This window comes from Lysinibacillus sp. G4S2 (genome assembly GCF_030348505.1).
Classification (GTDB): domain Bacteria; phylum Bacillota; class Bacilli; order Bacillales_A; family Planococcaceae; genus Lysinibacillus.
Genome location: NZ_JAUCFJ010000002.1, coordinates 1,319,877 through 1,344,954, shown reverse-complemented (window position 1 = coordinate 1,344,954; position 25,078 = coordinate 1,319,877). Strand labels below are relative to the sequence as shown.

Below are 25,078 nucleotides of genomic sequence, written 5' to 3'. Positions count from 1 at the left end.
TCCATAATGTGTGCTATTGTATCACAAAAATACTGAAAATTGTGTGTAATTCATGAATTATTTGAAATATTGTATCAACAGCGGTTGTAATTGCTTTTTCTCAGTAATTGCTTCATGAACAGTGGCCACCATTTGTTCAAAATCAGCAATCAAAGAATTTGGCTTTGAATGCGGTGAGTCCTGCCCAAATGGGATAAAGTAAATGTTTTTGGCATTTAGTAGCTTCATTATATTTAAAGAATTTAAGCCAAGAGCATCATTTGTTGAAATGCCTAGGATAACAGGCGAACCGTTACGCAATGTTGCCTTCGCAGCCATTAACACCGGGCTATCTGTTGCTGCATTAGCAAATTTACTAATACTATTGCCTGTCATCGGAGCTATAACCATCGCATCCAATGGATTGGATGGTCCGAATGGTTCTGCCTCTTTAATAGAGGAAATAACCTTTTCTCCAGTCAACTCCTCTATTTTTGCTATCCACTCCTCCCCAGTACCAAAACGCGTAGCTGCATGTAAAACGGAGTGTGTAATTATTGGGATAACTGTTGCCCCTACGTCTATAAAGTTTTGAATTTTAGGTACTACATCCTCATACGTGCAATGGGAGGCTGTAATACCTAAACCAATTCGTTTCCCTATTAGCAATTTTCTTCCTCCTCTATTGCCTTGCACAGTATTGTAGCTGCATCATGTGCAAAGTATTTCCCGGGTAATGACGGCAATAGCACATACGTTTGTAATTGTTCAGCGTCTATATCTAAACAGCCAGGCTCTGAAGCCAAATCATATAGTACAGTTGGGACATGTTCTTTAAATGAATCAGTAATCCACTTAGCTGGAATCGTATTAATAAAAATTCCATCACTAATTGACCATTGGCGATCATCTAAATTCGTAGCTTTATAACCATATGCTTTTGCTTCACTCACTTGTACAACTGAACGCGCTACAATATGGACATTAGCGCCCATCTTGACGAGTAAAGAAGCGAGCATTTTGGCGGTGCGCCCAAACCCTGCGATAGTAAAGTTTTGTCCGTAAATACATTTCTGCTCGAGTCCGTAAAACGTGGCGATAAATCCCTCCGCTGTTAATCTTGCGTTTTGCCAAATAAAAGATTCTTGCTGCAAATAGCAATTTGTTTTATTTCTCTCAAGTAAATGCTTCCAATGCATAGTTAAACGCCCTGTATAAAATTTAACTTGTGATATGCCATACAGTTGTTCCACTACAATTTTCAGCGGAAGTATGGGCAGAATAATTCTATTTGGTTGGAATTCTAATACAAGCTTATTTAATTCCTCATTCCAAACTGACGTTCTTTTATAAAATACAGTTCTCGATGGGCTTCTTAGCATTGTAGCTAATTCCTTTAATCTTAGATCTTCACCGATAACAAGCCATTTTTCATTTTCCAAAAGCTCACCTCACTGTAAAAATTCTGACTGTACCGTCGTTGTTTTATTAAATAAAATCCGATCTTCACCAATTAGTATAATTTCATGCCAAGGGATCATTTCACTAACTTTCACTTTCTTTTTTTGGAATGGCAACTTATCTTTAACAATCTCAAAGCCATGTATCTTTCCAGTTTGCACATCTAAGAGACATTCTGTATGTGCCAGTATACCAAAATGTACGCCACCTTCAACTTGAATTAACTCTTTATCCACCATCTCTGATAGTAACATGCCTCATCTCCCTCCTTGAACCGTTACCTCAATATATGCCGAGTTTTTGCAATTCGTGACCCCTACCCAAAGTAGGAAAATGTTGCATTTACCCATCCATCTGTGTATAGTGTGTATATACAGTTATGAGAGGTGAAAAATTTGTGCATATCCATTTAAGCAACGCTAGCAATAAGCCCATTTACGAGCAAATAACCTTACAGCTTAAGGAAGCTATATTAGCAAATAAATTACAGGCCGGTGATGCACTACCTTCTATTCGTGCACTTGCAAAGGATTTAAAAATTAGCGTTATGACAACGAAGCGTGCTTATGCAGATTTAGAGCGAGATGGATTTATCGAAACGGTGGCCGGGAAAGGAAGCTTTGTTACAGAACGAAATCAAGATTTTCTGCGCGAGGAATTATTACGCCAAGTTGAAGAGCATATGCAGAAAGCGGTTAAAACGGCAAAAACGGCTGGGCTGACAAAAGAGGAATTACAGGAGTTACTTTCATTAATTTTGGAGGAGGACAACTAAATGAATGCTATTGAAATTCATGATTTACATAAAAGCTTTGAAGGGTTTGCTCTTAGTGATGTAAGTTTTTCAGTACCTCAAGGCACTGTCATGGGCTTTGTAGGAGAAAATGGCGCTGGGAAGTCTACTACAATTAAATGCATACTTAACTTATTAAAAAAAGAATATGGCGAAATTCTGTTATTCGGGAAGGATATTGTCGAACATGAATTATCGATAAAAAACGACATCGGTGTGGTTTTTGACGATTTACATGTTCCTGAAACGCTCAATGCGACGCAGCTCGACAAAATCATGAAAAAAGTATTTAAAACGTGGGATTCAGACTTTTATTTTGAGCGATTAGCACAATTTAAAGTTCCAAAGAGGAAGAACGTAAAAGAATTATCCCGGGGAATGAGGATGAAGCTGTCCATTGCATTAGCATTATCGCATCATCCAAAATTGTTAATTTTAGATGAACCAACGAGTGGACTAGATCCAATTATACGTGATGAAATTCTCGATTTATTTTTAACGTTTATGCAGGATGAAACACATAGCATTTTATTTTCTTCTCATATAACAAGTGATTTAGAAAAGATTGCTGACTATATTACATTCATTCATAACGGCGAAATTTTATTTAGTGAAGGTAAAGACGTACTGCTCTACGAGTACGGAATATTTAAAGGCAATAAAGAGGAAGTAAGTGAAATACCAGAACATGCCATTATAAGAAAACGTAATGGAGCCTTTGGTATAGAAGCCTTAGTTCTAAAAAATGAAGTAAACGAAGTATTTTCTCTTGAAAAGCCTTCTATAGAAGATATTATGCTATTTTATGTGAAAGGTAGTGTTTGAATCATGGCAGGTCTTATCTTAAAAGATTTAATGACGATTCAACGTCAAATAAAAGCTCAGGCCTTCGTGTTGATTTTTTTCCTATTCATATCAATTTTTATGCAACAAGCTTTAATGCTCTTTACGATTATTATTTTTGTCGTGACCTTTCAAGCTATAACTGCTCTTACGTATGATGAACAAAGCAGCTGGGATAAATATGCGAATACTTTACCCATTTCAAAAGGGGACATCATACTTAGTAAATATATACTTAGTATCGTTCTTTTGATTTTTGGACTCATCCTCGCACTACCGATTGTATTCATTATTCATCGTTTTACGAATAATTGGGCATCTACAGAGTTTTTTCTAACATTTAATCTTATTGTGGCGTTAGCCTTTTGTATGCTAGCACTATTATTACCGATTTACATTAAATTTGGTTCCAATAAAGGAAGAATGGTTCTTATTGCTTTTTGCTTCATACCTAGCTTTTTATTTAGTCTTTTAAACGAGCATTTACCAGATATGACATTAGCATTGTCAGACTTAAAACAGTTTATGTTTTTAGCTCCGTTTGCTGGACTTTTAATCTTATGGCTATCTTCTCTGATTTCAACTGCCATATATAAACGGAAAGAATTTTAAAGGAGTGAGTGAATGCAGGCTTTACTTTTACAAAGAATAATGGTGCAAAAATGGTCCATTCTTTTTGCAGCTATTATTTGTATGATCATTAGTTTCACGGAAATACCTATTTTAGACAGTCCCTCAATAGGAATATTTGTTGTAGTTTTTTCTGCTTCCATTGTTGGAGGAATCTACGAGGACGATCAAAAAGCAAATTGGGAGTTGTTTGTAAATAGTCTACCTTTGACGAGAAAAACACAGTTACAGGCTGATTTTCTATATTGTCACGGCGTAGTGATCCTACTTTTTATTCTAATAGCACCTGCTTATTTTTCACAAACTGCAGCAAACGGTAATTTTTCAGAGCATTTCGCCATGTACTTCGCCTATATTAGCAGCGCTTCTTTACTCATCTCCATCCAGTTTTATATCCATCATCTAGACGAGACAAAGCGGATGCGTTATTTTAGAATGATGACAGCCATCTTCCTTATTTTTATAATTAGTTTCCCTATCCATTACTTTTTATCTCAAGTAGTAGAAAATTTATTGATAATTTTGATCCCTACAATCATGAGCATCATCATTAGTATTTTTATTTTACTTCAAAGCCTTACCTTATATTTAGCAAGAGAGGTTTTTTAAAGCAACTGAATAGAAAAAAGGTTGCCTTTAAATGGCAACCTTTTTAAGCTTCTGGGCCGATTATTGAAATGGCTGGCTCAGCTTTCAAGATTTTTGCTATTAAACGATTTACTGATTCCATTGAAACGACATCGATTGACGCTAATACTTCGTCTACTGAACGATGTTTGCGATGCACTAACTCACTTGTACCGTTACGATTCATACGAGCGCCTGTCCCTTCTAGACCGAGTACAAAACTACCCTTCAGCTGTTCCTTCGCATTCATAAGTTCTTCCTCTGTCACGCCACCTGCCACGATATCAAGTAATGTCGCATCAATTGTATGCTGAAGCTGTGATAATTGCTGACGACTTGTACTACCATAAATCGTAAATGCCCCAACATCAGCATAACAGGATTGGTAAGAAAATATTGAATAGGCTAAACCACGTTCCTCACGTACTTCTTGGAACAAACGAGAACTCATATTACCACCTATAATATTATTAAGTGCGATGAAGCTATACATATCTGAATCTTTTACACCAATTGCTGGATAAGAAATGGCTAAATGCGCTTGCTCCGTATCACGAGTTTTTGAAATCTCTCCTGGATGAAAATGAGGATTCGATAGCACAGGTTCAACCGCAAGTGGTGATGGTTGATATTGGCCAAATAAGTCTTCAATTGTTTGCATGAGCTTTGCAGAAATATTTCCCGCTATTGAAATAACAACTGACTCTGGACCATAATGTTTAGCCATATAGTTACGTATTTTTTTTGCTGTAAATGTTTTCAAAGTAGCCGCAGTTCCTAGTATTGGACGACCGAGTGCATCATTCGGATACATAACTCCCCATAGCTTTTCATGAACATCGTCATCAGGTGCGTCTTCACTCATTAATATTTCCTCTAGCACAACTTGTCGTTCTTTCTCTAACTCTTCTTCTGCAAATGTAGAGTTAAAGAACATATCTGCTAATATTGTAACGGCAAGCTCAGCATGATGGTCTAAAATCTTTGCATAATAACAAGTATTTTCCTTGGATGTAAAGGCATTTAACTCTCCACCAATTCGGTCAAATTCTTCAGCAATTTGACGAGCTGTTCGAGTTTTTGTTCCTTTAAAAAGCATATGTTCTATAAAATGTGTAATGCCATTTTCCTCAGGTAGCTCATAACGAGATCCTGCATTAACAAAAATGCCTAGCGCAACTGATCTTACATGATCGATTTGCTCAGACACAATACGCACACCATTCTGACATGTATGTACTTGTACCAAAAAATCTCCCCCAATTTATCTCTGGCTCTACATCAAGGACATAATGTGGGATCATCACCAAAACGTGTGGTTGATTTCCGTTCCGACTGGGCGCTTTCGCGCAGATAAAACATTTGCCGCTGACGCTTCGCTTTCGCGCAGAGCAGAGCAGAGCTTCCTGGGGGCGTCCGATGAGCCGCTTCACTCGCGATGCTCGCTCCAGGGTCTCATCTGTGACGCTAATCCCCAAGGAGTCGCCTATTCTCCACTTCCATCAACTTATTTACATAGTATACGTTTTACCAAAAATCATCCACGACTTTTAGTGATGAACCATAATGTAAGATTCCCACAAAATATCCCTTATTGAACCATTTTCAATATATTTGATTTAAAAAAGGCTGCGCATTATACGCAGCCTTTTCTACAATTTATTATTTATCTTGCTCAGCGCGTTCTTTTTCCTCTTGGATCACTACTTTACGAGATAAATTCACACGACCTTGCTTGTCAATTTCAATAACTTTTACAAGTAATTGATCGCCAAGTTTTAAGACATCTTCAACTTGTTTTGTACGTTCCTCTTGAATTTCAGAGATGTGAAGTAAACCATCTTTACCTGGGAATATTTCGCAGAACGCACCGAATTTTTCAATACGTTTAACTGTTGATAAGTAATACTCGCCAACTTTCGCTTCACGTACGATGTCTTCGATAATTTGTTTTGCACGAGCGTTCATTTCTTCATCTGCTGAAGAGATGTAAATTGTACCATCTTGCTCCGTATCAATTTTTACGCCAGTTTCTTCAATAATTTTGTTAATTTGTTTACCGCCAGGTCCGATAACATCACGAATTTTATCAGGATTAATTTTCACGATGACAATTTTCGGTGCAAATGTAGATAATTTTTCACGTGGTTCTGCAAGAGTAGCAAGCATTGATTCTAAAATGTGCATACGGCCAATTTTAGCTTGTGTTAATGCTTCTTCTAAAATGTTGCGTGATAAACCATCAATTTTAATGTCCATTTGAAGTGCTGTTACACCTTTAGCTGTACCTGCAACTTTAAAGTCCATATCTCCAAGGTGGTCTTCCATACCTTGAATATCAGTTAAAATAGAGTAATGTTCGCCTTTTTTAATAAGACCCATTGCAATACCTGCTACAGGTGCTTTTAATGGAACACCAGCATCCATCATCGCTAATGTTGAAGCACAGATAGAAGCTTGTGATGTAGAACCGTTTGACTCAAGTACTTCTGATACACAACGGATTGTATATGGGAATACTGATTCATCTGGAATTACCGCATCAAGAGCACGCTCTCCTAGTGCACCATGACCGATTTCACGACGACCTGGTCCACGAATAGGGCCAGTTTCCCCTACAGAGAATTGCGGGAAGTTATAGTGATGCATAAAGCGTTTTGATTCTTCCACACCTAAACCGTCGATAATTTGTACATCACCAAGTGCACCTAATGTACAAATAGAAAGGGCTTGTGTTTGTCCACGCGTAAATAATCCTGAACCGTGAGTACGTTGTAATAAGCCAGTTTCAGAAGAAAGTGGACGGATTTCGTCTAACTTACGACCATCTGGACGAACTTTATCTTCTGTAATCTGACGACGTACTTCGTCTTTAACCATTTTATCTAGAATTGTATAAACTTGCTTCATTGTTTCATCATCAGCTTCTTGCTCTTCATAAGAAGCAATAACACGTTCTTTTACCGCTTTAATAGCCTCATCACGTGCATGTTTTTCAGCAGTTTGAATAGCATCATGCATGTCAGTCTCACAAGCTGTTTTTATATCTGCTTGAATCGCTTCATCAATTTCAAATAATGTTATCGGTAATTTTTCTTTCCCTACTTCTGCAACAATTTGCTCTTGGAGAGCAATAATTTTTTTGATTTCTTCATGACCGAACATAATGGCTTCTAGCATTACTTCTTCCGGTACTTCTAGTGCACCTGCTTCAACCATGTTGATAGCATCCTTGTTACCTGCTACAGATAAATGGACTGTTGATTGATTAGATTGTTCCACTGTTGGGTTCACAATAAATTTACCGTCAATATATCCAACTTGTACACCTGCAATCGGTCCACCGAATGGAATATCCGAGATAGCTAACGCTAATGATGAACCAACCATTGCAGCCATTTCAGACGTGCAATCTGGATCGTTAGACATAACCATCGAAATTACTTGTACTTCATTACGGAAACCGTCTGGGAACATCGGACGAATCGGACGGTCGATTAAACGGCTTGCTAGTATTGCTTTTTCAGACGGACGTCCTTCACGTTTAATAAAGCCACCAGGAATTTTACCTGCTGCGTATAAACGTTCTTCGTAGTTTACTGTTAATGGGAAGAAATCAAGTGGTTTTGGTGATTTTGACATTGTTGCTGTTGAAAGTACAGATGTATCACCATAGCGTACTAAAACGGCCCCATTTGCTTGTTTTGCTAACTGTCCAACTTCGATTACAAGCGGACGGCCAGCCCATTCATAGGAATAGACTTTCTTTTCGTTCATTCAATGAACCCCTCTCTATTATAAAAACACTTACTTCGTCTGTATGTACTAATAGTAAGTGTACCAAAAATGCTTGTTCTATGCTAAATATTTCATGAAATAATCATACATTTAAATTCAGTTATTGCCAATTTATTTAGGATTTATTTCTGTATTTTATTGAAACTGTGTTTTTTAACTTGATTTAATAGAGAAACTATTAAGATTCATGCCATATACGCTTGTTTTCTCAATATGAAAGCTTGTCATCTTCTCTTTGTTTATAAACATAAAGAAAAAGCGGGATTAATCCCGCTTTTCGATTGACAATTAGCGACGTAAGCCTAAACGAGTGATTAGTTCACGGTAACGTTGTACGTCAGTTTCACGAAGATATTTTAATAAGTGACGGCGACGACCTACCATTTTAAGAAGACCACGCTCAGAGTGGAAATCTTTTTTGTGTGTACGTAAGTGAGCATTTAGAGCGTTAATTTCCTCTGTTAATACTGCAACTTGTACTTCTGGAGAACCAGTATCACTTTCGTGAGTACGGTACTCAGCAATAATTTCGTTTTTACGTTCTTTTGAAATAGCCATTTGTATGGACCTCCTAAATAATTGTTAATCCCCATTAGCACAGTACACGTTGGAGTTATCGATATACCGAGCTAAGGTTAAGCATATTATGCACTTATGAATGTTACCATAAATCAAAAGGTCAAGCAAGCGTTAACGTAAGCGCCTATTCAAATGCTAAAGTAGATTTTGGCTCATCACTATAACGTGGGGTTGATTTTCGTTCCGTTAGGGCGCTTTGTTGTTGCTGTCGCTTCGCTTTCGCACAGATAAAACATTTGTTGCTGTCGCTTCGCTTTCGCACAGAAAAACATTTGTTGCTGACGCTTCGCTGCAGGGTCTCACCTGTGACGCTAATCCCCAAAGAGTCGCCCAGTCGTAACGAAGATCAACTTATATACAGAGTATACGTTTCCAAATGCCATCCCTAACTTTCGGTGATGATCCCAAAATATTCAATTGCTTCTTGTTTATCCTTTTCGATTTGTGCTTTCAACGATTCAATACCATCGAATTTCCGTTCACTTCTTATACGTTTATACCAAGCGACATGCACTTCTTCACCGTAAATATTTTTTTCAAAGTTTAATATATGGACTTCGATGGATAATTGCTTGTCGTTTGGATCTTTAAATGTTGGTTTATAGCCTACATTACATACACCATCATACCAGTTATTTTGTACAAGTAAACGAACCGCATACACACCGCTTGCTGGAATATACGTACCCTCTAATGCTTGAACATTAGCAGTTGGGAAACCTATTGTACGCCCTCGCTTATCACCATGAACAACGATACCCGTAACTTCAAATGGTCGTCCTAAGAGCAATCTTGCTTCTTCCATATCTCCCTCTTGTAAAAGCTTACGGATACGTGTAGAGCTAATTTTTTCGATGTTGTCAGTCTTCTTGTCAACAACCGTCACGCCATACTCTCCATTACTCAATTCAAGCATATCTGCCATTGTGCCTTTACCAAAAGCACCAAAAGAATAATCAAAGCCAGCTGTAACATGTTGGATGTTCAACCCACGAATAAATGTATCAATAAATGCAACAGGTGAGAGTTTTGCAAAATCTGATGTGAAATGTACAACAAATACTGTATCTACACCTTGTTCTTCAAAAAGCTGTAATTTCTGCTGTAGTAACGTAATATAAAATACCTTTTCGTTACGTCCACCTAGCACTACAGAAGGATGTGGATCGAATGTCATAACAGCTGTTGGAATTTGACGTTTGTCTCCTTCTTCTTTCGCTGCCTTAATAACTGCCTGATGCCCTCTATGTACACCATCAAAAAAGCCGAGTGCCAATGAGTATGGCTGCATGCTTTCTCGTTGCTGTAGTTGGTGTGGGTATTTTAAATGAATGACCTCCATACAAAAAATCCTCCTACTCTATCGTCGGAAACATCTTATGTGGCTTCATAAGCCCTTCCTTTGTAGGATGGGCCTGATACACCGCAATTGCTTTCCCACTGATTCCAAAAACAATTTTATCATGTATCTTTAATAATGCATCTGCTGGAAGCACTTGTCCATTGGAAATTTCTTTTTCATTAGCAGAAGTTATCTCAATATACGGATAATCTGTTAATGCATACTCCACTGGTAAAATGCATGAATCGATTTGTTCAGCTTCCATCAGCTCAGCAACTTGTGCCAATGTAAAGCAATTTTCTTGTGTAAACGTACCTGAGGCAGTGCGTACGAGCTCTTTCATATGTGCAGGATAGCCAAGTGCTTCTCCGATTTGCACAGCTAGTGTGCGAATATAAGTCCCTTTACTACATGCTATTCGGATTGGAAACATAATTTCTTGACCTTCATATATTTCTACATCTTCTAGCAGCTCTAATGCATAAATAGTAACCTGACGTGAGGGCCTTTCAACAATTTCACCTTTTCGAGCATATTCGTAGAGACGTTTACCATTTACTTTGACAGCCGAAAACATCGGTGGCGTTTGAGTAATAACACCTGTTAAGGAGGCTAAAACTTCTAGCAATTGAGTACGTGTAAACTTTTTAATCGTATGATCTTGCTCTACCGTTTCTCCTTCTGCATCCTCAGTTGTCGTTGTACGACCAATTGAAATCACAGCTTCATAGGTTTTGCCTGCATCAGTTAAATATTCTGCAATACGTGTTGCTTGACCTATACAAATTGGAAGAACACCCTCTACCCCTGGATCAAGCGTGCCTGTATGTCCAACTTTTTTAGTACGTAATATCTTTCGCAATTTAAAGACGCAATCGTGACTCGTCATGCCACGTTCCTTCCATAGCGGTAAAATACCGTTCATAAATTTCCTCCTAATATCAAGGTTCATCACTATAACTCGGAGTTGTTCTCCACATAATTTGGTGATGAACGAAAATCAATTCTTTTTAGCCTATTTGACAGTATCCAAATTTGAATATTTTCCGCCGCTTTGCTCAGTAAAATCTTCTTTGGCGTATGTAAAAAGTCTGCCTGCATGAACATGCATAGGGCAGACTTTTTTAAGTCAAACTTATTCTTCGTGTAAACCACGTAACAATGAATCAATACGGTTCCCATATTCAATCGATGAATCAAATTCAAAGATTAATTCTGGTGTACGACGCAAACGGATTCGTGTACCGATTTCCGAGCGAATGAAACCAGAAGCTTTTACTAAAGCTTTTAGTGTTTCCTCTCGTTCACGTTCATTGCCTAGAGTTGTAATATAAATGGTCGCTTGCTGTAAATCACCTGTCACTTCAACACCAGTAACAGTAACAAAACCAACACGCGGATCTTTTATTTTACGGCCAAGAATATCACCGAGCTCTTTTTTCATTTGCTCAGCAACACGGTTAGAGCGTAGAGACATAGTTTGTCACCTCAATTTCGATGTACAGATCGTTGTGTATGCAAGGAATGAGTAAATCACATCTAAACATACACAACGATCTAATGTTACTTATAAATAGTCTCGCCACACATCTAGCTGTTCCCAAGATGGATTTGACTGTAAGTAGTGGAGCGCATGATTAATTTCCCGCTCGGCTGCTTCTTTTGATGAAGAAACAGCAACAAGCGCTAATTTCGTGCGTTGCCATACATTTTGATGGTCAATTTCCGCAATGGAGACATTAAATTTTTGCTTAGTGCGGGTAATCATACGCTGTAGAACAGCACGTTTTTCCTTCAACGAATGGGCAGTTTGAATAATAAATTCAACCTCTGCATAAACAATCATTATACGCGTTTAACTTCTTCCATAATATAGGCTTCGATAATATCGCCTTCTTTAATATCGTTGAAGTTTGTAATTGTAATACCACATTCGTAACCTCTTGCAACTTCTTTAACTTCATCTTTGAAACGTTTTAGTGTATCTAATTCACCTTCAAAAATTACTACATTTTCACGGATTATACGTACGCCAGAATCACGAGTTACTTTACCTTCTGTTACGTATGAACCAGCAATAGTACCAACTTTTGATACTTTAATTGTTTGTCGAACTTCTGCTTGACCAATAATTTTCTCTACGAATTCTGGATCAAGCATACCTTTCATTGCTTGTTCAATTTCCTCAATTACTTTATAGATAATGCGGTGTAGACGAATATCTACGCCCTCTTCTTCTGCTGCACGTTTTGCATTGACATCTGGACGAACATTGAAGCCAATAACAATTGCATTTGAAGCCGCAGCAAGAGAAATATCTGATTCTGTAATCGCCCCAGCGCCAGTGTGAATAATTTTCACGTTTACGCCTTCAACATCAATTTTCATTAATGATGCAGCCATAGCTTCTACAGTACCTTGAACGTCAGCTTTAACAATTAAGTTTAGCTCTTTCATTTCGCCTTGACTCATTTGTTCGAATAAGTTATCAAGCGTTACGCGTTGTTTTTCTGAGCGTTGTGCTTGAATGGCTGACATTGCACGAGTTTCTCCGACTTGGCGCGCTGTTTTTTCGTCTTCAAAGACAACGAAACGGTCACCAGCTTGTGGTACATCATTTAAGCCTGTGATTTCTACTGGTGTTGATGGTCCAGCTTCCTTCACACGACGGCCTTTGTCATTCACCATTGCACGTACACGTCCATAAGTATGGCCGACAACAATTGGGTCCCCAACCTTTAATGTTCCATCTTGTACTAAAAGCGTTGCAACAGAACCTCGACCTTTATCTAGCTGTGCTTCAATTACTGTACCAAGTGCTAAGCGATCAGGGTTCGCTTTTAATTCTCCAACTTCAGCGACAAGTAAAATCATTTCAAGCAATGTGTCAATGCCTTCACCTTTTAATGCAGAAATTGGTACGAAAATAGTTTCGCCGCCCCAAGCTTCAGGAACTAGGCCATGCTCTGTTAACTCTTGCATTACACGGTCTGGATTCGCTGATGGTTTATCCATTTTATTAACTGCAACGATAATTGGTACTTCTGCTGCTTTTGCGTGGTTAATCGCTTCTACTGTTTGTGGCATAACACCATCATCCGCAGCTACTACTAAAATCGTTAAGTCCGTTACTTTCGCACCGCGCGCACGCATCGTTGTGAAAGCAGCGTGTCCTGGTGTATCAAGGAACGTAATTTTTTTGTCGCCTTCAGTTACTTGATAAGCACCGATATGCTGAGTAATACCGCCAGCCTCTCCAGCTGTAACTTTTGTGTTTCGGATAGAGTCTAATAATGTAGTTTTACCATGGTCTACGTGCCCCATAATTGTCACTACAGGAGGACGTTCTGATAAATCCGCCTCGTTAACTTCTTCTGTTTGTTCGAAGTGTGTTTCTAAATCCGTAATATCTACACGAATTTCTTCTTCAACTTCTACACCATAGTCTGCACAAATTAATTCAATTGCATCCTTATCTAATTCTTGATTAATTGTTGCCATTACACCAAGCATAAATAATTTTTTAATAATTTCTGATGGTTCACGGTGCAGTTTTTTTGCTAATTCTGCTACTGAAAGTGATTCAACAAAAGTAATTTTTTCTGGTAATTCCTTTTGTTTCACTGGTTGACTTGGTTGATGTGTTTTTGGATGGCGACGTTTTCCGCCGTGAATTCCTGGTTTTGGACGTTGGTTGTAACCACCGCCACCTCTGCGATTATTATTATTATTGTTATTATTGTTATTTTGTGTCATATTTCTATTTTGGCTACCTTTTATATTCTTAGATTTTTCGTTAGACGAATTTGAGTTTTGATGCGTTTGTTGCTGATTATTAACTTTAGGCTTAGAAGTAGCAGATTGCTGCTTTTGCCCTTCTTGCTTTTTCATCGATTGCTGTGATTTTTGTTGGCCATTAGCTTGTGATTTCTGCGATACGTTTTGAGTAGGTTTCTTCACTTCTTTTGTAGCTTTAAATGATTGGTTTAACTTTGATACTATGTCTTTTTCTAACATTGACATATGGTTTGTTACACTCACATTTAATTGACTTAGTGCTTCAATAACCTCTTTACTCGTTTTATTCACTTGTTTCGCATATTCATGAACTCTGATTTTGGTCATCTGCTCACCCCCGATTATTTTTCGTTGAGTAGACTAGACAATTTGCTTGCAAAACCTTTATCGGTAATAGCTAAAGCCACTCGGGCCTCCTTACCTGTAGCATGTCCTAAATCATAACGATCACCAATTACATGATACTCAACGTTATAGTACGTGCATTTATCTTGAATTTTTTTGCTAGAGTTTTTAGAAGCATCGTTTGCAAGTAGTACTAGCTTAGCATTCCCATTGCGGACTTCCTTTACTACTAACTCTTCTCCTGAAATCACTTTACGTGCTCTTGCCGCTATCCCAAGCAAATTATGCACTGCTTGATTAATCATATAATAGACTCCCTACGAATTAACAAAATAAGCTCATCGTAGATTTCTTCAGGGATTTTTACATCAAGTTGGTGCCCTAAAACATTTTTCTTTCGGGCGATTTCAATCGCTTTTTCCGATTTAGAGACATAGGCACCACGTCCGGGTTTTTTTCCGGAAACATCAACACTTACCTCGCCCTCTTTCGAACGAACGACACGAATCATTTCTTTCTTTGGTAGCATTTCTCCAGTAGCTACACATTTTCGAAGAGGTACTTTTTTATTAATAGCCATAAGAATCACCTTTCCTCTCTGAAGCTTGTCGTAAGAGGTGGACTAGCCATGCACTACATTGGTCATATACTTAGATTTTAAATAAGTATCAAGATATTTTCCATTGTAGGCTCTGCCATTATTCAGTCGGCGCAACCCAACGCCCACTGAATAATGGCAGTTAACTAGTCACACGGGCTTTCTTACTTATTCTTCGTCGTCTTGATATAAGTCAACTGCAACATCATCAAAATCACTTTCTTCATCCTCAGCAGGTATGAAAGTGCTTGTAGCAGATGGATAAATACCTAACTCACGAGCATCCGTTTCACTCTTAATATCAATTTTCCAGCCAGTTAACTTTGCAGCTAAACGTGCATTTTGACCACGTTTACCAATTGCTAATGATAATTGATAGTCTGGTACGACAACCGTAGTAGATTTTTCTTCTTCATTTACTTGAACATCTAATACCTTTGATGGGCTAAGAGCATTTGCTACAAAAACAACTGGATCTTCTGACCATTCAACGATATCGATTTTTTCGCCGTTTAATTCATTAACAATTGTTTGTACGCGCGCGCCTTTTGCTCCTACACATGAGCCTACTGGATCTACTTCTTCGTTATGTGCATGAACAGAAATTTTAGAACGATCTCCTGCTTCACGAGCAATTGATTTAATTTCTACAATACCTTCATAGATTTCAGGTACTTCCATCTCAAATAGGCGGCGTAATAAACCAGGATGTGTACGTGAAACAATGACTTGTGGTCCGCGTGTTGTACGTTCAACCTTTGTAATATAGACCTTGATGCGATCGTGTGGACGATATGTTTCACCTTGAATTTGTTCGTTTTGTGGTAATGCAGCCTCTACTTTTCCTAGACCTACGTAAATATTACGAGCATCTAGACGCTCAACTACACCAGTCACGATATCATCTTCACGGTCCACATATTGCTCGTAAATTAAGCCACGTTCTGCCTCACGTACACGTTGAGTAACAACTTGTTTCGCTGTCTGAGCGGCAATACGACCAAAGTTTCGAGGTGTCACTTCCTGTTCAACCACATCTTCCAACTGGTATGCAGGGTTGATCGCCTTTGCATCTTCTTCAGAAATTTGCAAACGGTCATCCTCTACTTCTTCAACAACATCTTTACGTGAAAAGACACGAATAGAGCCCTTATCTAAATTTAAGTCAACCCGAACATTTTGTGCTTGATTGAAGTTGCGTTTGTAAGCAGTAACTAATGCCGCTTCAATCGCTTCAATTAACACATCTCTTGAAATTCCTTTTTGTTCTTCTAGCGCATTTAGCGCATCTAACAAATCACTACTCATTTTGTTTTCACTCCTAAATATGCAATATGCTTAAAAATCGATGGCTAGTCGTGCCAATGCGATTTTTTCTTGTTCAATTGTTACTGTAATTTTGCGCGTTTTAATGCGTACTTCTATCACTAATGTATGTTCATCATATGACGTTAAGTAGCCTTGGAATTCCTTCATGTCCTTGATGGGCTCATAGGTTTTAACATAAATAAATTTGCCAATCGCATTTTCAAAATCAGCATCTTTTTTTAATGGACGTTCTGCTCCAGGTGAAGAAACTTCTAAATAATAGTTTTGTGTAATTGGATCATTTTCATCCAATAGCAAACTTAGTCGTTCACTAACTTGAGCACATTGTTCAATGTCAATTCCACCCTCAGGTGTATCTACATAAACACGTAAAAACCAGTTACGTCCTTCTTTTACGAACTCGACATCCACTAACTCAAGATTCAACTCTTCAACAATCGGTTTCGCGAGCTCTTCAATTAAAGATGGTACTTTGCTCATTGTTTCCTCCTGTATCTATGAAATTCTGGCGTAATAAAACAGAAATTCCACCAGTAGCTTTGGTGAAATTTAACGGTCTTACCTGCTGTTAGTCAAAAATTTGTTTTGCTACGGTATAACAACAGAAAAGAGCGGGAAGGTCCCACTCTTTTGCTGGAAAAATATCAACAAATTATTACCATAAGGATAGCATAGTTTACAGCACAATGCAAATTTCCTTATTCTAGACATCTAATCAATTATGCCTCGGCATAATTGCGCCCGGAGGCTTTAACTTCTTTCAGCGGATGTTTGGACACCCGCTGAAAAAAGTTAATATAACCTTAATTGTGTCTAGAAATTGAAATTTTCGCTTAAATTAGGGTTCATCACCATAACGTGGGAGTTGATTTCCGTTCTGGCTAGGCGCTTTCATGGGCGTCCGATGAGCCGCTTGGGCCTACACGATGTAGGTCACGAAGGCGTTATCACAGGACGTGATGTTTTTAGCCTTCGTTCCTCTGCCTGCTCGCTCCAGTGTCTCCTCTAAGCCGCTAATCCCCCAAGGAGTGGCCTAACCGTAACGAAGATCAACTTTTAACATGGTATACATTTTAACAAATGTCACCCTCAACTTTATAAGCCTTATTTTGAACATAAGGCTTATAAGTTATTTGTTATTGATGAAGATGCCTTCAGACTAACCTTCTTATTTTAGAAAAGTGATAACTGATTAGCATCTGGCATTCCCTCTAAACAGCCCAATTGATCCATGTATTCTATTAATGTCTTGGATACACGACCTCGTTGCTGTAAATCTTCCTTCGATAAAAATTCTCCGTCCTTTCGTGCTACCACAATTTGTTTAGCAACGTTCGTACCAAGTCCAGGAATCGCGTCGAATGGTGGAATTAAAGAGTTCCCATCAATTATAAATTCACTAGCCTGCGAACGATATAAGTCCACCTTCTGGAAGCTCATACCACGCTCACACATTTCAAGTGCTAGTTCCATTACAGTTAATAGGTTTTTTTCTTTTGTGGAAGCATCTAAGCCCTTCATATTGATTTCATCAATTTTTGCACGAATCATTTGCGGACCCTGTACCATCGCAATTAAATCAAAATCATCTGCACGAACTGTGAAATACGCTGCGTAATAAAGGATTGGGAAATGTACCTTAAACCATGCAATACGCACTGCCATTAACACGTACGCGGCAGCATGGGCTTTCGGGAACATGTATTTAATCTTTTTGCATGAATCGATATACCAGCCCGGTACTTTATTCGCTAACATCTCTGCTTCAAACTCGTCAGATAATCCTTTCCCTTTACGTACGGATTCCATAATTTTAAACGCCAGTGACGGTTCTAGCCCTTGGTAAATTAAATACACCATAATATCGTCACGACAGCCAATTACTTCTTTCAGTACACATGTACCATTTTGAATTAATTCTTGTGCATTGCCGAGCCACACGTCTGTACCGTGTGAAAGTCCTGAAATTTGCACAAGCTCCGAGAATGTTGATGGTTTTGTATCTTCAAGCATTTGGCGCACAAAACGAGTACCAAACTCAGGTATGCCCAATGTTCCCGTCTTACAACCGATTTGTTTTTCTGTTACGCCTAAAGATTCTGGAGAACTAAAGATTTTCATAACGATTGGATCATCTGTCGGAATGGTTTTTGGATCTATTCCTGATAGATCCTGCAACATCCGAATCACAGTCGGATCATCGTGCCCGAGAATATCCAGTTTTAAAATATTATCGTGAATAGAATGGAAATCAAAGTGTGTTGTACGCCATTCTGAGTCCTGTGCATCCGCAGGAAATTGCACTGGTGAGAAGTCGAAAATATCCATATAGTCTGGTACTACGATAATCCCCCCTGGGTGCTGTCCTGTTGTACGTTTTACGCCTGTACAGCCTTGCACTAATCGATCTACCTCAGCGCCGCGGAAATGTAGGTTGTTATCATTAGCATAGCCTTTTACGTAGCCATACGCTGTTTTCTCCGCAACTGTACCGATTGTCCCAGCACGATATACATAATCTTCACCGAATAGTACCTTCGTGTAGTTATGGGCTTGTGGTTGATATTCACCGGAAAAATATGACGATAGGTAAGCGTTTGATATGATCTCCAGCTTTTCCCCCGCCCCACACCGTACGTGACCCTTTCGGCGTCATACGGCGTTCCATCGTTAACTTTGTTGAAATTTATAAACTAAGCTTTGGATTTCCTACTTCCGTTCTTAGTTTGTTTATTTTGAGGACCTGTCTTTCTTATTGTAAATCGTAAATTCAAGCTTTCTCTGTCCTCGTATATCATGTCGAATTTCTTCAATAGAATATACCAGCAATCCATACTTTTAAATGGCTCATCACCATAACGTGTGGTTGATTCCCATTCCGGCTGGGCGCTTTGTAGCTGACGCTTCGCTTTCGCACAGAGCAAAGCTTCCTGGGGGCGTCCTGCCTGTACGAAGATCAACTTATATACATGGCATATGTTTAAACAAATGTCAGCCACAAATTTTGGTGATGAGCCTTTTAAACATTTTCACTTTCTTTAAAGAGGTTATCAAATGTCTCTTGTAACCTAAAATATTCGTTATTTCTTAACTTTTGAATCATTAAGTCAGCCAACTAATCACTTCCTTTACGAAGTTTTCGTTCTCTTTAGTCATACACGAATCTGACTTATTGTAGGTTTTGTTTCAACGTTAACGACTTGTGCCCTTCCCTCTGAAATGTTTTTCCCTCCGACTTATTGGTTATTCAGTCATCAACAGCATTTCTTCGTCGGTACTACGGCACTACTGCCACTCCTTTAAAGTATGTTATAGCTATTTTGCCTTTCCATACACCGTCGTCATTGAAGCGCAACCTTCTCTTACGTTAGGAGCTTCACACGTTCCACTATTTCTATCTGTACATAATTCCCGTAGGTTCCCTCTAAATTCCGCTAGGCAAAGATTGTGCCTGTAACACAATATGGATTTTCATAACCTAACGCTTACTCATCCACACCTAGAAGTCCTCACTGGACCCCGCAGCATTTCTACTACGTGACATTTACGAAAAGTCAGTCGAGGGTTCGTCTCGATGATTCTACCGCTACTAACCATAGGAATTTTATAGACGCCAGACCTATCATTCACAAGAGATTTCTATCCCTCTTTCCACAGCCGAACTGTTTGGGTGAACTTCAGCCTACTTTAACGAGCTTCAAACGTTTTGGTGTTTGCAATACCGTCCACGCTTGTCGTAGCTTTAGCGAGTGTGTTTCAAGACGTTACTCTGTCATTCCACACTTTGAAATAGCAGTTCTACCAATTAAGGTGGTTAACCTTTTCAGTTAACAACGTGTCGCACTCAAATCAATATCAGGTACCTTATCCCCTTTAAAGCCAAGGAACGTTTCGAACGGAATGTCTTGTCCATCTTTTTTATAAGGTGTTCCACATTCCGTACAATCTTTATTTGGTAAGTCAAAGCCTGAGCTTACTGAACCGTCATTAAAAAACTCGGAATGCTTACAATTTGGACAAACATAATGAGGTGGAAGTGGATTTACCTCAGTAATCTCCATAAAGGTTGCCACTAAAGAAGATCCTACAGAACCACGAGAACCTACTAAGTAACCATCCGCTAATGACTTTTTCACAAGCTTCGCTGAAATTAAATAAATTACTCCGAAACCATGGCCTAAAATTGACTTTAATTCTTTTTCAATTCGGGCCTTCACGATTTCTGGTAGCTCTTCTCCGTATATAAGATGAGCCATTTCATAGGTTAAATTTGTAACCTCATCATCTGAGCCTTCAATTTTTGGTGTGTATAAATCATCTTTAATTGGCTTTACATCACCAATCATATCGGCGACCTTTTGAGAGTTTGTGACAACTACTTCTTTCGCAAGATCTGGTCCTAAAAAGTCAAATTCCGCTAGCATTTCATCAGTTGTTCTAAAATGAACCTCAGGCAGCTTTGATCTATTTAATATGTTGGCACCACCTTGAGAGCCAACTAGTATTTGTCTGAACATTCCATCTATCGGATCTAAGTAATGCACATTACCGGTTGCTACAACAGGTTTATCGATCTTCTTCCCTAGCTTTACTAACTTGCGAATAATATCTTCAAGTGTCCATTCATCATGTACGACATTACGCTCAATTAACGGTGCATACACTGCCTTAGGTTGAACTTCAATATAATCATAAAATCTCGCAACTTGCTCTGCTTCCTCTGGGGATTTATTCATCATTGTCTCAAATAATTCACCATTACTACAACCTGATCCGACTAATAAACCTTCTCTATATTGCTCTAGGACCGCTCGTGTTACACGAGGTACACGATAGAAAGTTTTTGTATGGGAGTGGGTAACTAATTTAAATAAATTTTTTAGTCCAGCATTGTCTACTGCTAATATCGTGCAATGCATTGGTCGTCCTTTTTTATAAGCATCCCCGCCCCCGATATGCTTATTAAAGTCATCGTGATATTTAATACCTAATTCATCTGCATCTTTTAACAGCTGTAAAAGTAAGAAGCCAGTTGCTTCTGTATCATAAATAGCTCGGTGATGCTGAGTTAAATCAATATTGAATTTTTTACAAAGTGTATTTAAACGGTGGTTTTTCATCGTTGGATAAAGCAATCTGGCAAGCTCCAACGTATCAATAACAGGATGAATTGTTCCCTCTAGCCCAAATTTTTTATAGCCTGTGTATAAAAAGCCAATATCAAACGATGCATTATGGGCTACTACAATACCATCTCCAATAAATGCATGGAACTCCTTAATGACTTGTTCCACTTCTGGCGCGTTACGTACCATATCATCTGTAATGCCTGTCAGTTCAATAGTCGTCGCCGAAAGTGGGTGATGGGGATTGGCAAAGCTTTCGTATTTGTCGATTACCTGCCCATCTTTAATTTTCACCGCGGCAAGCTCAATAATCGTATCGTAAGCAGTAGATAGACCTGTCGTCTCTACGTCAAACACGACATAAGTATCATCATCTAGTAATCGATGCTCAGCTGCATAAGCAATCGGAACACCATCATCTACTAAATTCGCTTCCAAACCGTAAATAACTTTTATACCATGTTTCTTCCCTGCTGCATATGCCTCTGGGAAGGATTGTACAACAGCATGGTCGGTAATAGCCACGGCTGGATGCCCCCACTTCGCAGCCTGCGCAACAAGTCGATCAACTGGTGTAACAGCGTCCATTGTGCTCATTGGTGTATGCAAATGCAATTCAGCTCGTTTTTCTCCCTCTGGTGCCTTATCTTGTCGTGTTTCTTTTTTGATTTCATTGATATCATTTGCCATCACGATTAAATCACGAATGAATGTGTCAGTTTGTACGGAGCCTCGTACTTTTACCCACATACCCTTCTTCAAATGTTGCATAAGTTCCGCATCATCATTATCACGTGAGAACATTTTTACAACGATGGAATCCGTATAGTCGGTAATTTTAATTTGCAACAAAGAACGACCGCTTTTCAGCTCTTTAACTTCTGCATCGAATACAAAGCCTTCAATGATTACACGACGTTCTTCCTCAACAATGCGTTTAATTTCCATTGTTTCATCATCTTTAATTAACATACCAAGCTGGAATGGTCGATCACCAAGATTGGCAAGAGCCGGATTTTCTTTCTTCTCCTTCTCACGTTTTTGGTAATCTTCTATCGCTTGCTGAGCTAAAGCGGCTTCTTCTAAACGCCTCTGCTCCATGAAAGCTTCCTGTGCCGCAATCATTTCTTCTGTTTGATCTTGCAGCACGAAATCGAGCACAATATGTGGAAAGCCGAACTGAGTATAGCTTGCAGATAGCTTTTCTGCATACTTTGTTTTCAGCATCATAAATTCCATTTCCTGCATACAGGATAACGTAATTTTTTGCCCATTCCACATAGGCACTTGCGATACTAGGCAATTTTTTAAAGTTGGTGCCATCTCATCGATTTGCTCTACTACTGTTAACCAATATTGTTGGACAAGCTCCACCGTCACATTTTTCTCTTCCGTATCAAAGGTTGTGTGGATTTCAGCGATAGCTGAAAATTTCTCAGCTAAACGAGTACGAAAAAGTTGATATAGCGGAAAAGGCAGTATACCTTGTAATTTTATAGTAAAGTTCCATAGCCTGTTCTTTTTGTGTACAGTTAACCGTGATAATTCACCTTCTTCAAAAAAGGACATATACACATCATCTGTTAACTCTAGTTGCTGCAAGAGCATTTGAAACCTCGTTCTTGCTTCTTGTTGCTGTTCCAATCTATTGACACCTACTTTCAGAAAGAGGCAATGTTAAAAGCCCCTTATTGTATTCCTAAGCAACGTTTACGAATCAAAGAAAAAATTCGCTCCCTTTCCGCAGGTGACCGTCAAGCCTCACAAATCCTAAACATCTATGAATTCATGCTTGGCTCGCTGTCCCCGAGAAGTGGCGCGAATTTTTTATCTATTTAATGCCATTTTCATCCTTTTTGGGGACAAGCCGTTCTAAAGGAAAATCAATTATGCCTCGGCCTAATTGCGTCCGGAGGCATTAACTTCTTTCAGCTGGTGCTTGGACACCTACTGAAAAGTAGCTCATCTCTCCACCATTGAGGAGGGAGACTTCAGCTGAAAGGAGTTAATTTTTGCGGAAAAATTCATTTAAACGATCAATGACCTCTTCTTTTTTCCATTCAAACGTTTCGCCTGTTTGACGGAATTTTACTTCAACAATACCTTCAGTTGCTTTTTTACCTACTGTTACACGGACAGGTAATCCAATTAAATCAGCATCTGCAAATTTAACCCCTACTCGCTCCGCACGATCATCTAATAACACATCATAACGGTATGATTTCAATAAGCCATACAGCTCATCAGCTAAGGCTACTTGTGTTTCATCCTTTGTATTAACAGGTACAACATGAATATCATAAGGAGCTAATTGTGTTGGCCAAATAAAACCATTGTCATCTTGGAAATGCTCAGCAACAGCAGCTAAAATACGTGATACACCAATACCGTAGCAGCCCATAATAAATGGCTGTGCCTTACCTTGCTCGTCTAAGAAAGTACCATTCATTTTTGCAGAGTAAGTTGTTCCTAATTTGAAAATATGCCCAACCTCAATACCTTCTGCAAATTTGATAATACCGTGTCCATCTGGAGATGGATCACCCTCTTGAATAAAACGAATATCTAAGTATTCATTCACTGCAAAATCACGCTCTGGATTAACGTTTACTAAGTGGAACCCATCCTCATTTGCACCAGCTACACCGTTACAGATTGATTTAATAGCATTGTCAGCTACTACTTTTATGTCTACCGGTAATTTAACAGGACCGATTGAACCAACACCACAGCCTAATAAATCACGAATTGCCTCTTCACTAGCAAGTTCCACAGAATCAGCATTAAGCGCATTTTTAAGTTTAATATCATTAATTTCGTGATCTCCACGAGCAAGTACAACAACTAATTCACCATCAACGTCAAACACTAAAGATTTAATGACAGTTAAAGGCTCAACATTTAAGAAAGCTGATACTTCTTCAATTGTTTTTTGATCTGGTGTTGCCACTTTTTCAAGGTCTTTTAATGCTGCATCTGATGGTTGATAGTCTACAAGAACTTCTGCCATTTCGATGTTCGCAGCATAATTAGACGTGTCAGAATAGGCAATTGTATCTTCCCCAATTTCGGAAAGCACCATAAATTCATGTGTACCTTTACCACCAATTGAGCCTGCATCTGCAATAACTGCTCGGTAGTTTAAACCTAGACGAGAGAAGATATTTGAATAGGCACGGTACATATCATCATATGTTTCATCTAAGCTTTCACGTGACGCATGGAAAGAATAGGCATCTTTCATAATAAACTCTCTACCTCGAAGTAATCCAAATCGAGGACGTTTTTCATCACGGAATTTAGTTTGAATTTGATAAAGTGTTAACGGTAATTTTTTATATGATTTAATTTCATCGCGTACTAAAGTTGTAATCACTTCTTCATGTGTTGGTCCTAAAGCAAAATCACGATTATGACGGTCTTTCAAACGCATTAATTCTGGGCCGTATTTTTCCCAGCGACCTGATTCCTGCCAAAGTTCCGCTGATTGTAACGAAGGCATTAAAAGCTCAATTGAATTAATTGCTTCCATTTCTTCACGAATAATATTTTCTATTTTTGTTAACACACGTTTTGCAAGCGGTAAATACGAGTATACCCCACTTGTATTTTGACGAATAAACCCTGCACGTAGTAATTGCTTATGTGATTTTACTTCTGCATCAGCAGGTACTTCACGTAGCGTTGGGATAAATGTTTTACTTTGCTTCATTCAGTGTTCCACCTTTTTTAATAAATAAGTTTTTATACTCTAATTAGCATAAACAAATTTAGCTTTGAACGCAATGTTTCAAAAAAATTGCGCTCAAAGCTATGTTTTCAATCAGTTC

Annotated in this window: 23 protein-coding genes and 2 pseudogenes; 4 read left to right on the top strand and 21 right to left on the bottom strand. The window is 38.6% G+C overall.

Features of this window, described 5'->3' with window-relative positions:
* Positions 1-57: 57 nt before the first annotated feature.
* The 3 genes from QUF91_RS06810 to QUF91_RS06800 are packed head-to-tail and all read right to left on the bottom strand — an operon-like array spanning position 58 to position 1,694.
* Positions 58-648 (bottom strand): dipicolinate synthase subunit B, encoded by a 591-nt coding sequence (locus QUF91_RS06810; RefSeq protein WP_285394611.1) that lies wholly within the window; start codon positions 646-648, stop codon positions 58-60.
* On the bottom strand, positions 642-1,421 hold the full coding sequence (locus tag QUF91_RS06805) for a dipicolinate synthase (protein WP_289417218.1): 780 nt from the start codon (positions 1,419-1,421) through the stop codon (positions 642-644). The genes QUF91_RS06810 and QUF91_RS06805 overlap by 7 nt, the downstream gene beginning before the upstream one ends.
* 9 nt (positions 1,422-1,430) lie before the next feature.
* Positions 1,431-1,694: a YlmC/YmxH family sporulation protein gene (locus tag QUF91_RS06800; RefSeq protein WP_053594254.1), complete on the bottom strand. Its 264-nt coding sequence runs from the start codon at positions 1,692-1,694 to the stop codon at positions 1,431-1,433.
* 143 nt (positions 1,695-1,837) lie between these two features.
* On the opposite strand from QUF91_RS06800, the gene QUF91_RS06795 reads away from it, so the two are divergent.
* The 4 genes from QUF91_RS06795 to QUF91_RS06780 are packed head-to-tail and all read left to right on the top strand — an operon-like array spanning position 1,838 to position 4,315.
* A complete protein-coding gene (locus tag QUF91_RS06795) occupies positions 1,838-2,215 on the top strand; it encodes a GntR family transcriptional regulator (RefSeq protein ID WP_285394619.1) in 378 nt (125 codons plus the stop codon).
* Entirely contained in the window at positions 2,216-3,058 is an 843-nt protein-coding gene (locus QUF91_RS06790) for an ABC transporter ATP-binding protein (RefSeq protein ID WP_285394620.1), read from the top strand.
* A 3-nt stretch (positions 3,059-3,061) separates the two neighbouring features.
* Positions 3,062-3,688, top strand: coding sequence for an ABC-2 transporter permease (locus QUF91_RS06785; RefSeq protein WP_289417216.1), 627 nt, complete (start codon positions 3,062-3,064; stop codon positions 3,686-3,688).
* A gap of 12 nt (positions 3,689-3,700) precedes the next feature.
* A complete protein-coding gene (locus QUF91_RS06780; RefSeq protein ID WP_289417215.1) occupies positions 3,701-4,315 on the top strand; it encodes an ABC-2 transporter permease in 615 nt (204 codons plus the stop codon).
* A gap of 43 nt (positions 4,316-4,358) precedes the next feature.
* Here the strand turns inward: QUF91_RS06780 and QUF91_RS06775 are convergent, their stop codons facing one another.
* From QUF91_RS06775 to QUF91_RS06690, 18 genes and pseudogenes are all read right to left on the bottom strand, one after another.
* On the bottom strand, positions 4,359-5,582 hold the full coding sequence (locus QUF91_RS06775; RefSeq protein ID WP_289417214.1) for a M16 family metallopeptidase: 1,224 nt from the start codon (positions 5,580-5,582) through the stop codon (positions 4,359-4,361).
* The gene (locus QUF91_RS06770; protein WP_289417213.1) at positions 5,536-5,811 is read right to left on the bottom strand and encodes a hypothetical protein; all 276 of its coding nucleotides are present in this window, start codon (positions 5,809-5,811) and stop codon (positions 5,536-5,538) included. The genes QUF91_RS06775 and QUF91_RS06770 overlap by 47 nt, the downstream gene beginning before the upstream one ends.
* A 184-nt stretch (positions 5,812-5,995) precedes the next feature.
* On the bottom strand, positions 5,996-8,110 hold the full coding sequence (gene pnp / locus QUF91_RS06765) for a polyribonucleotide nucleotidyltransferase (protein ID WP_289417211.1): 2,115 nt from the start codon (positions 8,108-8,110) through the stop codon (positions 5,996-5,998).
* A gap of 309 nt (positions 8,111-8,419) precedes the next feature.
* On the bottom strand, positions 8,420-8,689 hold the full coding sequence (gene rpsO, locus QUF91_RS06760) for a 30S ribosomal protein S15 (protein WP_053483257.1): 270 nt from the start codon (positions 8,687-8,689) through the stop codon (positions 8,420-8,422).
* A 145-nt stretch (positions 8,690-8,834) separates the two neighbouring features.
* Positions 8,835-9,032 (bottom strand): hypothetical protein, encoded by a 198-nt coding sequence (locus QUF91_RS06755; protein ID WP_289417209.1) that lies wholly within the window; start codon positions 9,030-9,032, stop codon positions 8,835-8,837.
* 63 nt (positions 9,033-9,095) lie between these two features.
* A complete protein-coding gene (gene ribF / locus QUF91_RS06750; RefSeq protein ID WP_289417208.1) occupies positions 9,096-10,052 on the bottom strand; it encodes a riboflavin biosynthesis protein RibF in 957 nt (318 codons plus the stop codon).
* A gap of 13 nt (positions 10,053-10,065) precedes the next feature.
* Positions 10,066-10,977, bottom strand: coding sequence for a tRNA pseudouridine(55) synthase TruB (gene truB / locus QUF91_RS06745; RefSeq protein WP_285394628.1), 912 nt, complete (start codon positions 10,975-10,977; stop codon positions 10,066-10,068).
* Positions 10,978-11,187: 210 nt separating this feature from the next.
* Positions 11,188-11,529 carry a 30S ribosome-binding factor RbfA gene (rbfA, locus tag QUF91_RS06740; RefSeq protein ID WP_285394629.1) on the bottom strand — a complete coding sequence of 114 codons (342 nt, stop codon included), beginning with the start codon at positions 11,527-11,529 and terminating at the stop codon, positions 11,188-11,190.
* A gap of 90 nt (positions 11,530-11,619) precedes the next feature.
* A complete protein-coding gene (locus QUF91_RS06735) occupies positions 11,620-11,898 on the bottom strand; it encodes a DUF503 domain-containing protein (RefSeq protein WP_285394631.1) in 279 nt (92 codons plus the stop codon).
* Entirely contained in the window at positions 11,898-14,177 is a 2,280-nt protein-coding gene (gene infB / locus QUF91_RS06730; protein WP_285394632.1) for a translation initiation factor IF-2, read from the bottom strand. The genes QUF91_RS06735 and infB overlap by 1 nt, the downstream gene beginning before the upstream one ends.
* A 14-nt stretch (positions 14,178-14,191) precedes the next feature.
* Positions 14,192-14,500 (bottom strand): YlxQ family RNA-binding protein, encoded by a 309-nt coding sequence (locus QUF91_RS06725; protein WP_053483263.1) that lies wholly within the window; start codon positions 14,498-14,500, stop codon positions 14,192-14,194.
* The gene (gene rnpM / locus QUF91_RS06720; protein ID WP_068983119.1) at positions 14,497-14,775 is read right to left on the bottom strand and encodes an RNase P modulator RnpM; all 279 of its coding nucleotides are present in this window, start codon (positions 14,773-14,775) and stop codon (positions 14,497-14,499) included. The genes QUF91_RS06725 and rnpM overlap by 4 nt, the downstream gene beginning before the upstream one ends.
* A 186-nt stretch (positions 14,776-14,961) precedes the next feature.
* Positions 14,962-16,101, bottom strand: coding sequence for a transcription termination factor NusA (gene nusA, locus QUF91_RS06715; RefSeq protein WP_285394634.1), 1,140 nt, complete (start codon positions 16,099-16,101; stop codon positions 14,962-14,964).
* 30 nt (positions 16,102-16,131) lie between these two features.
* Positions 16,132-16,602 carry a ribosome maturation factor RimP gene (rimP, locus tag QUF91_RS06710; protein ID WP_285394635.1) on the bottom strand — a complete coding sequence of 157 codons (471 nt, stop codon included), beginning with the start codon at positions 16,600-16,602 and terminating at the stop codon, positions 16,132-16,134.
* A 693-nt stretch (positions 16,603-17,295) separates the two neighbouring features.
* A pseudogene (locus QUF91_RS06705) lies at positions 17,296-18,699 on the bottom strand (PolC-type DNA polymerase III); the annotation flags it as partial.
* Between the two features lie 116 nt (positions 18,700-18,815).
* Entirely contained in the window at positions 18,816-19,082 is a 267-nt protein-coding gene (locus tag QUF91_RS06700; protein WP_289417207.1) for a hypothetical protein, read from the bottom strand.
* 882 nt (positions 19,083-19,964) lie between these two features.
* Positions 19,965-22,892, bottom strand: a pseudogene (locus QUF91_RS06695) (PolC-type DNA polymerase III); the annotation flags it as partial.
* Positions 22,893-23,253: 361 nt separating this feature from the next.
* Positions 23,254-24,960 carry a proline--tRNA ligase gene (locus QUF91_RS06690; protein WP_285394638.1) on the bottom strand — a complete coding sequence of 569 codons (1,707 nt, stop codon included), beginning with the start codon at positions 24,958-24,960 and terminating at the stop codon, positions 23,254-23,256.
* Positions 24,961-25,078: the final 118 nt, after the last annotated feature.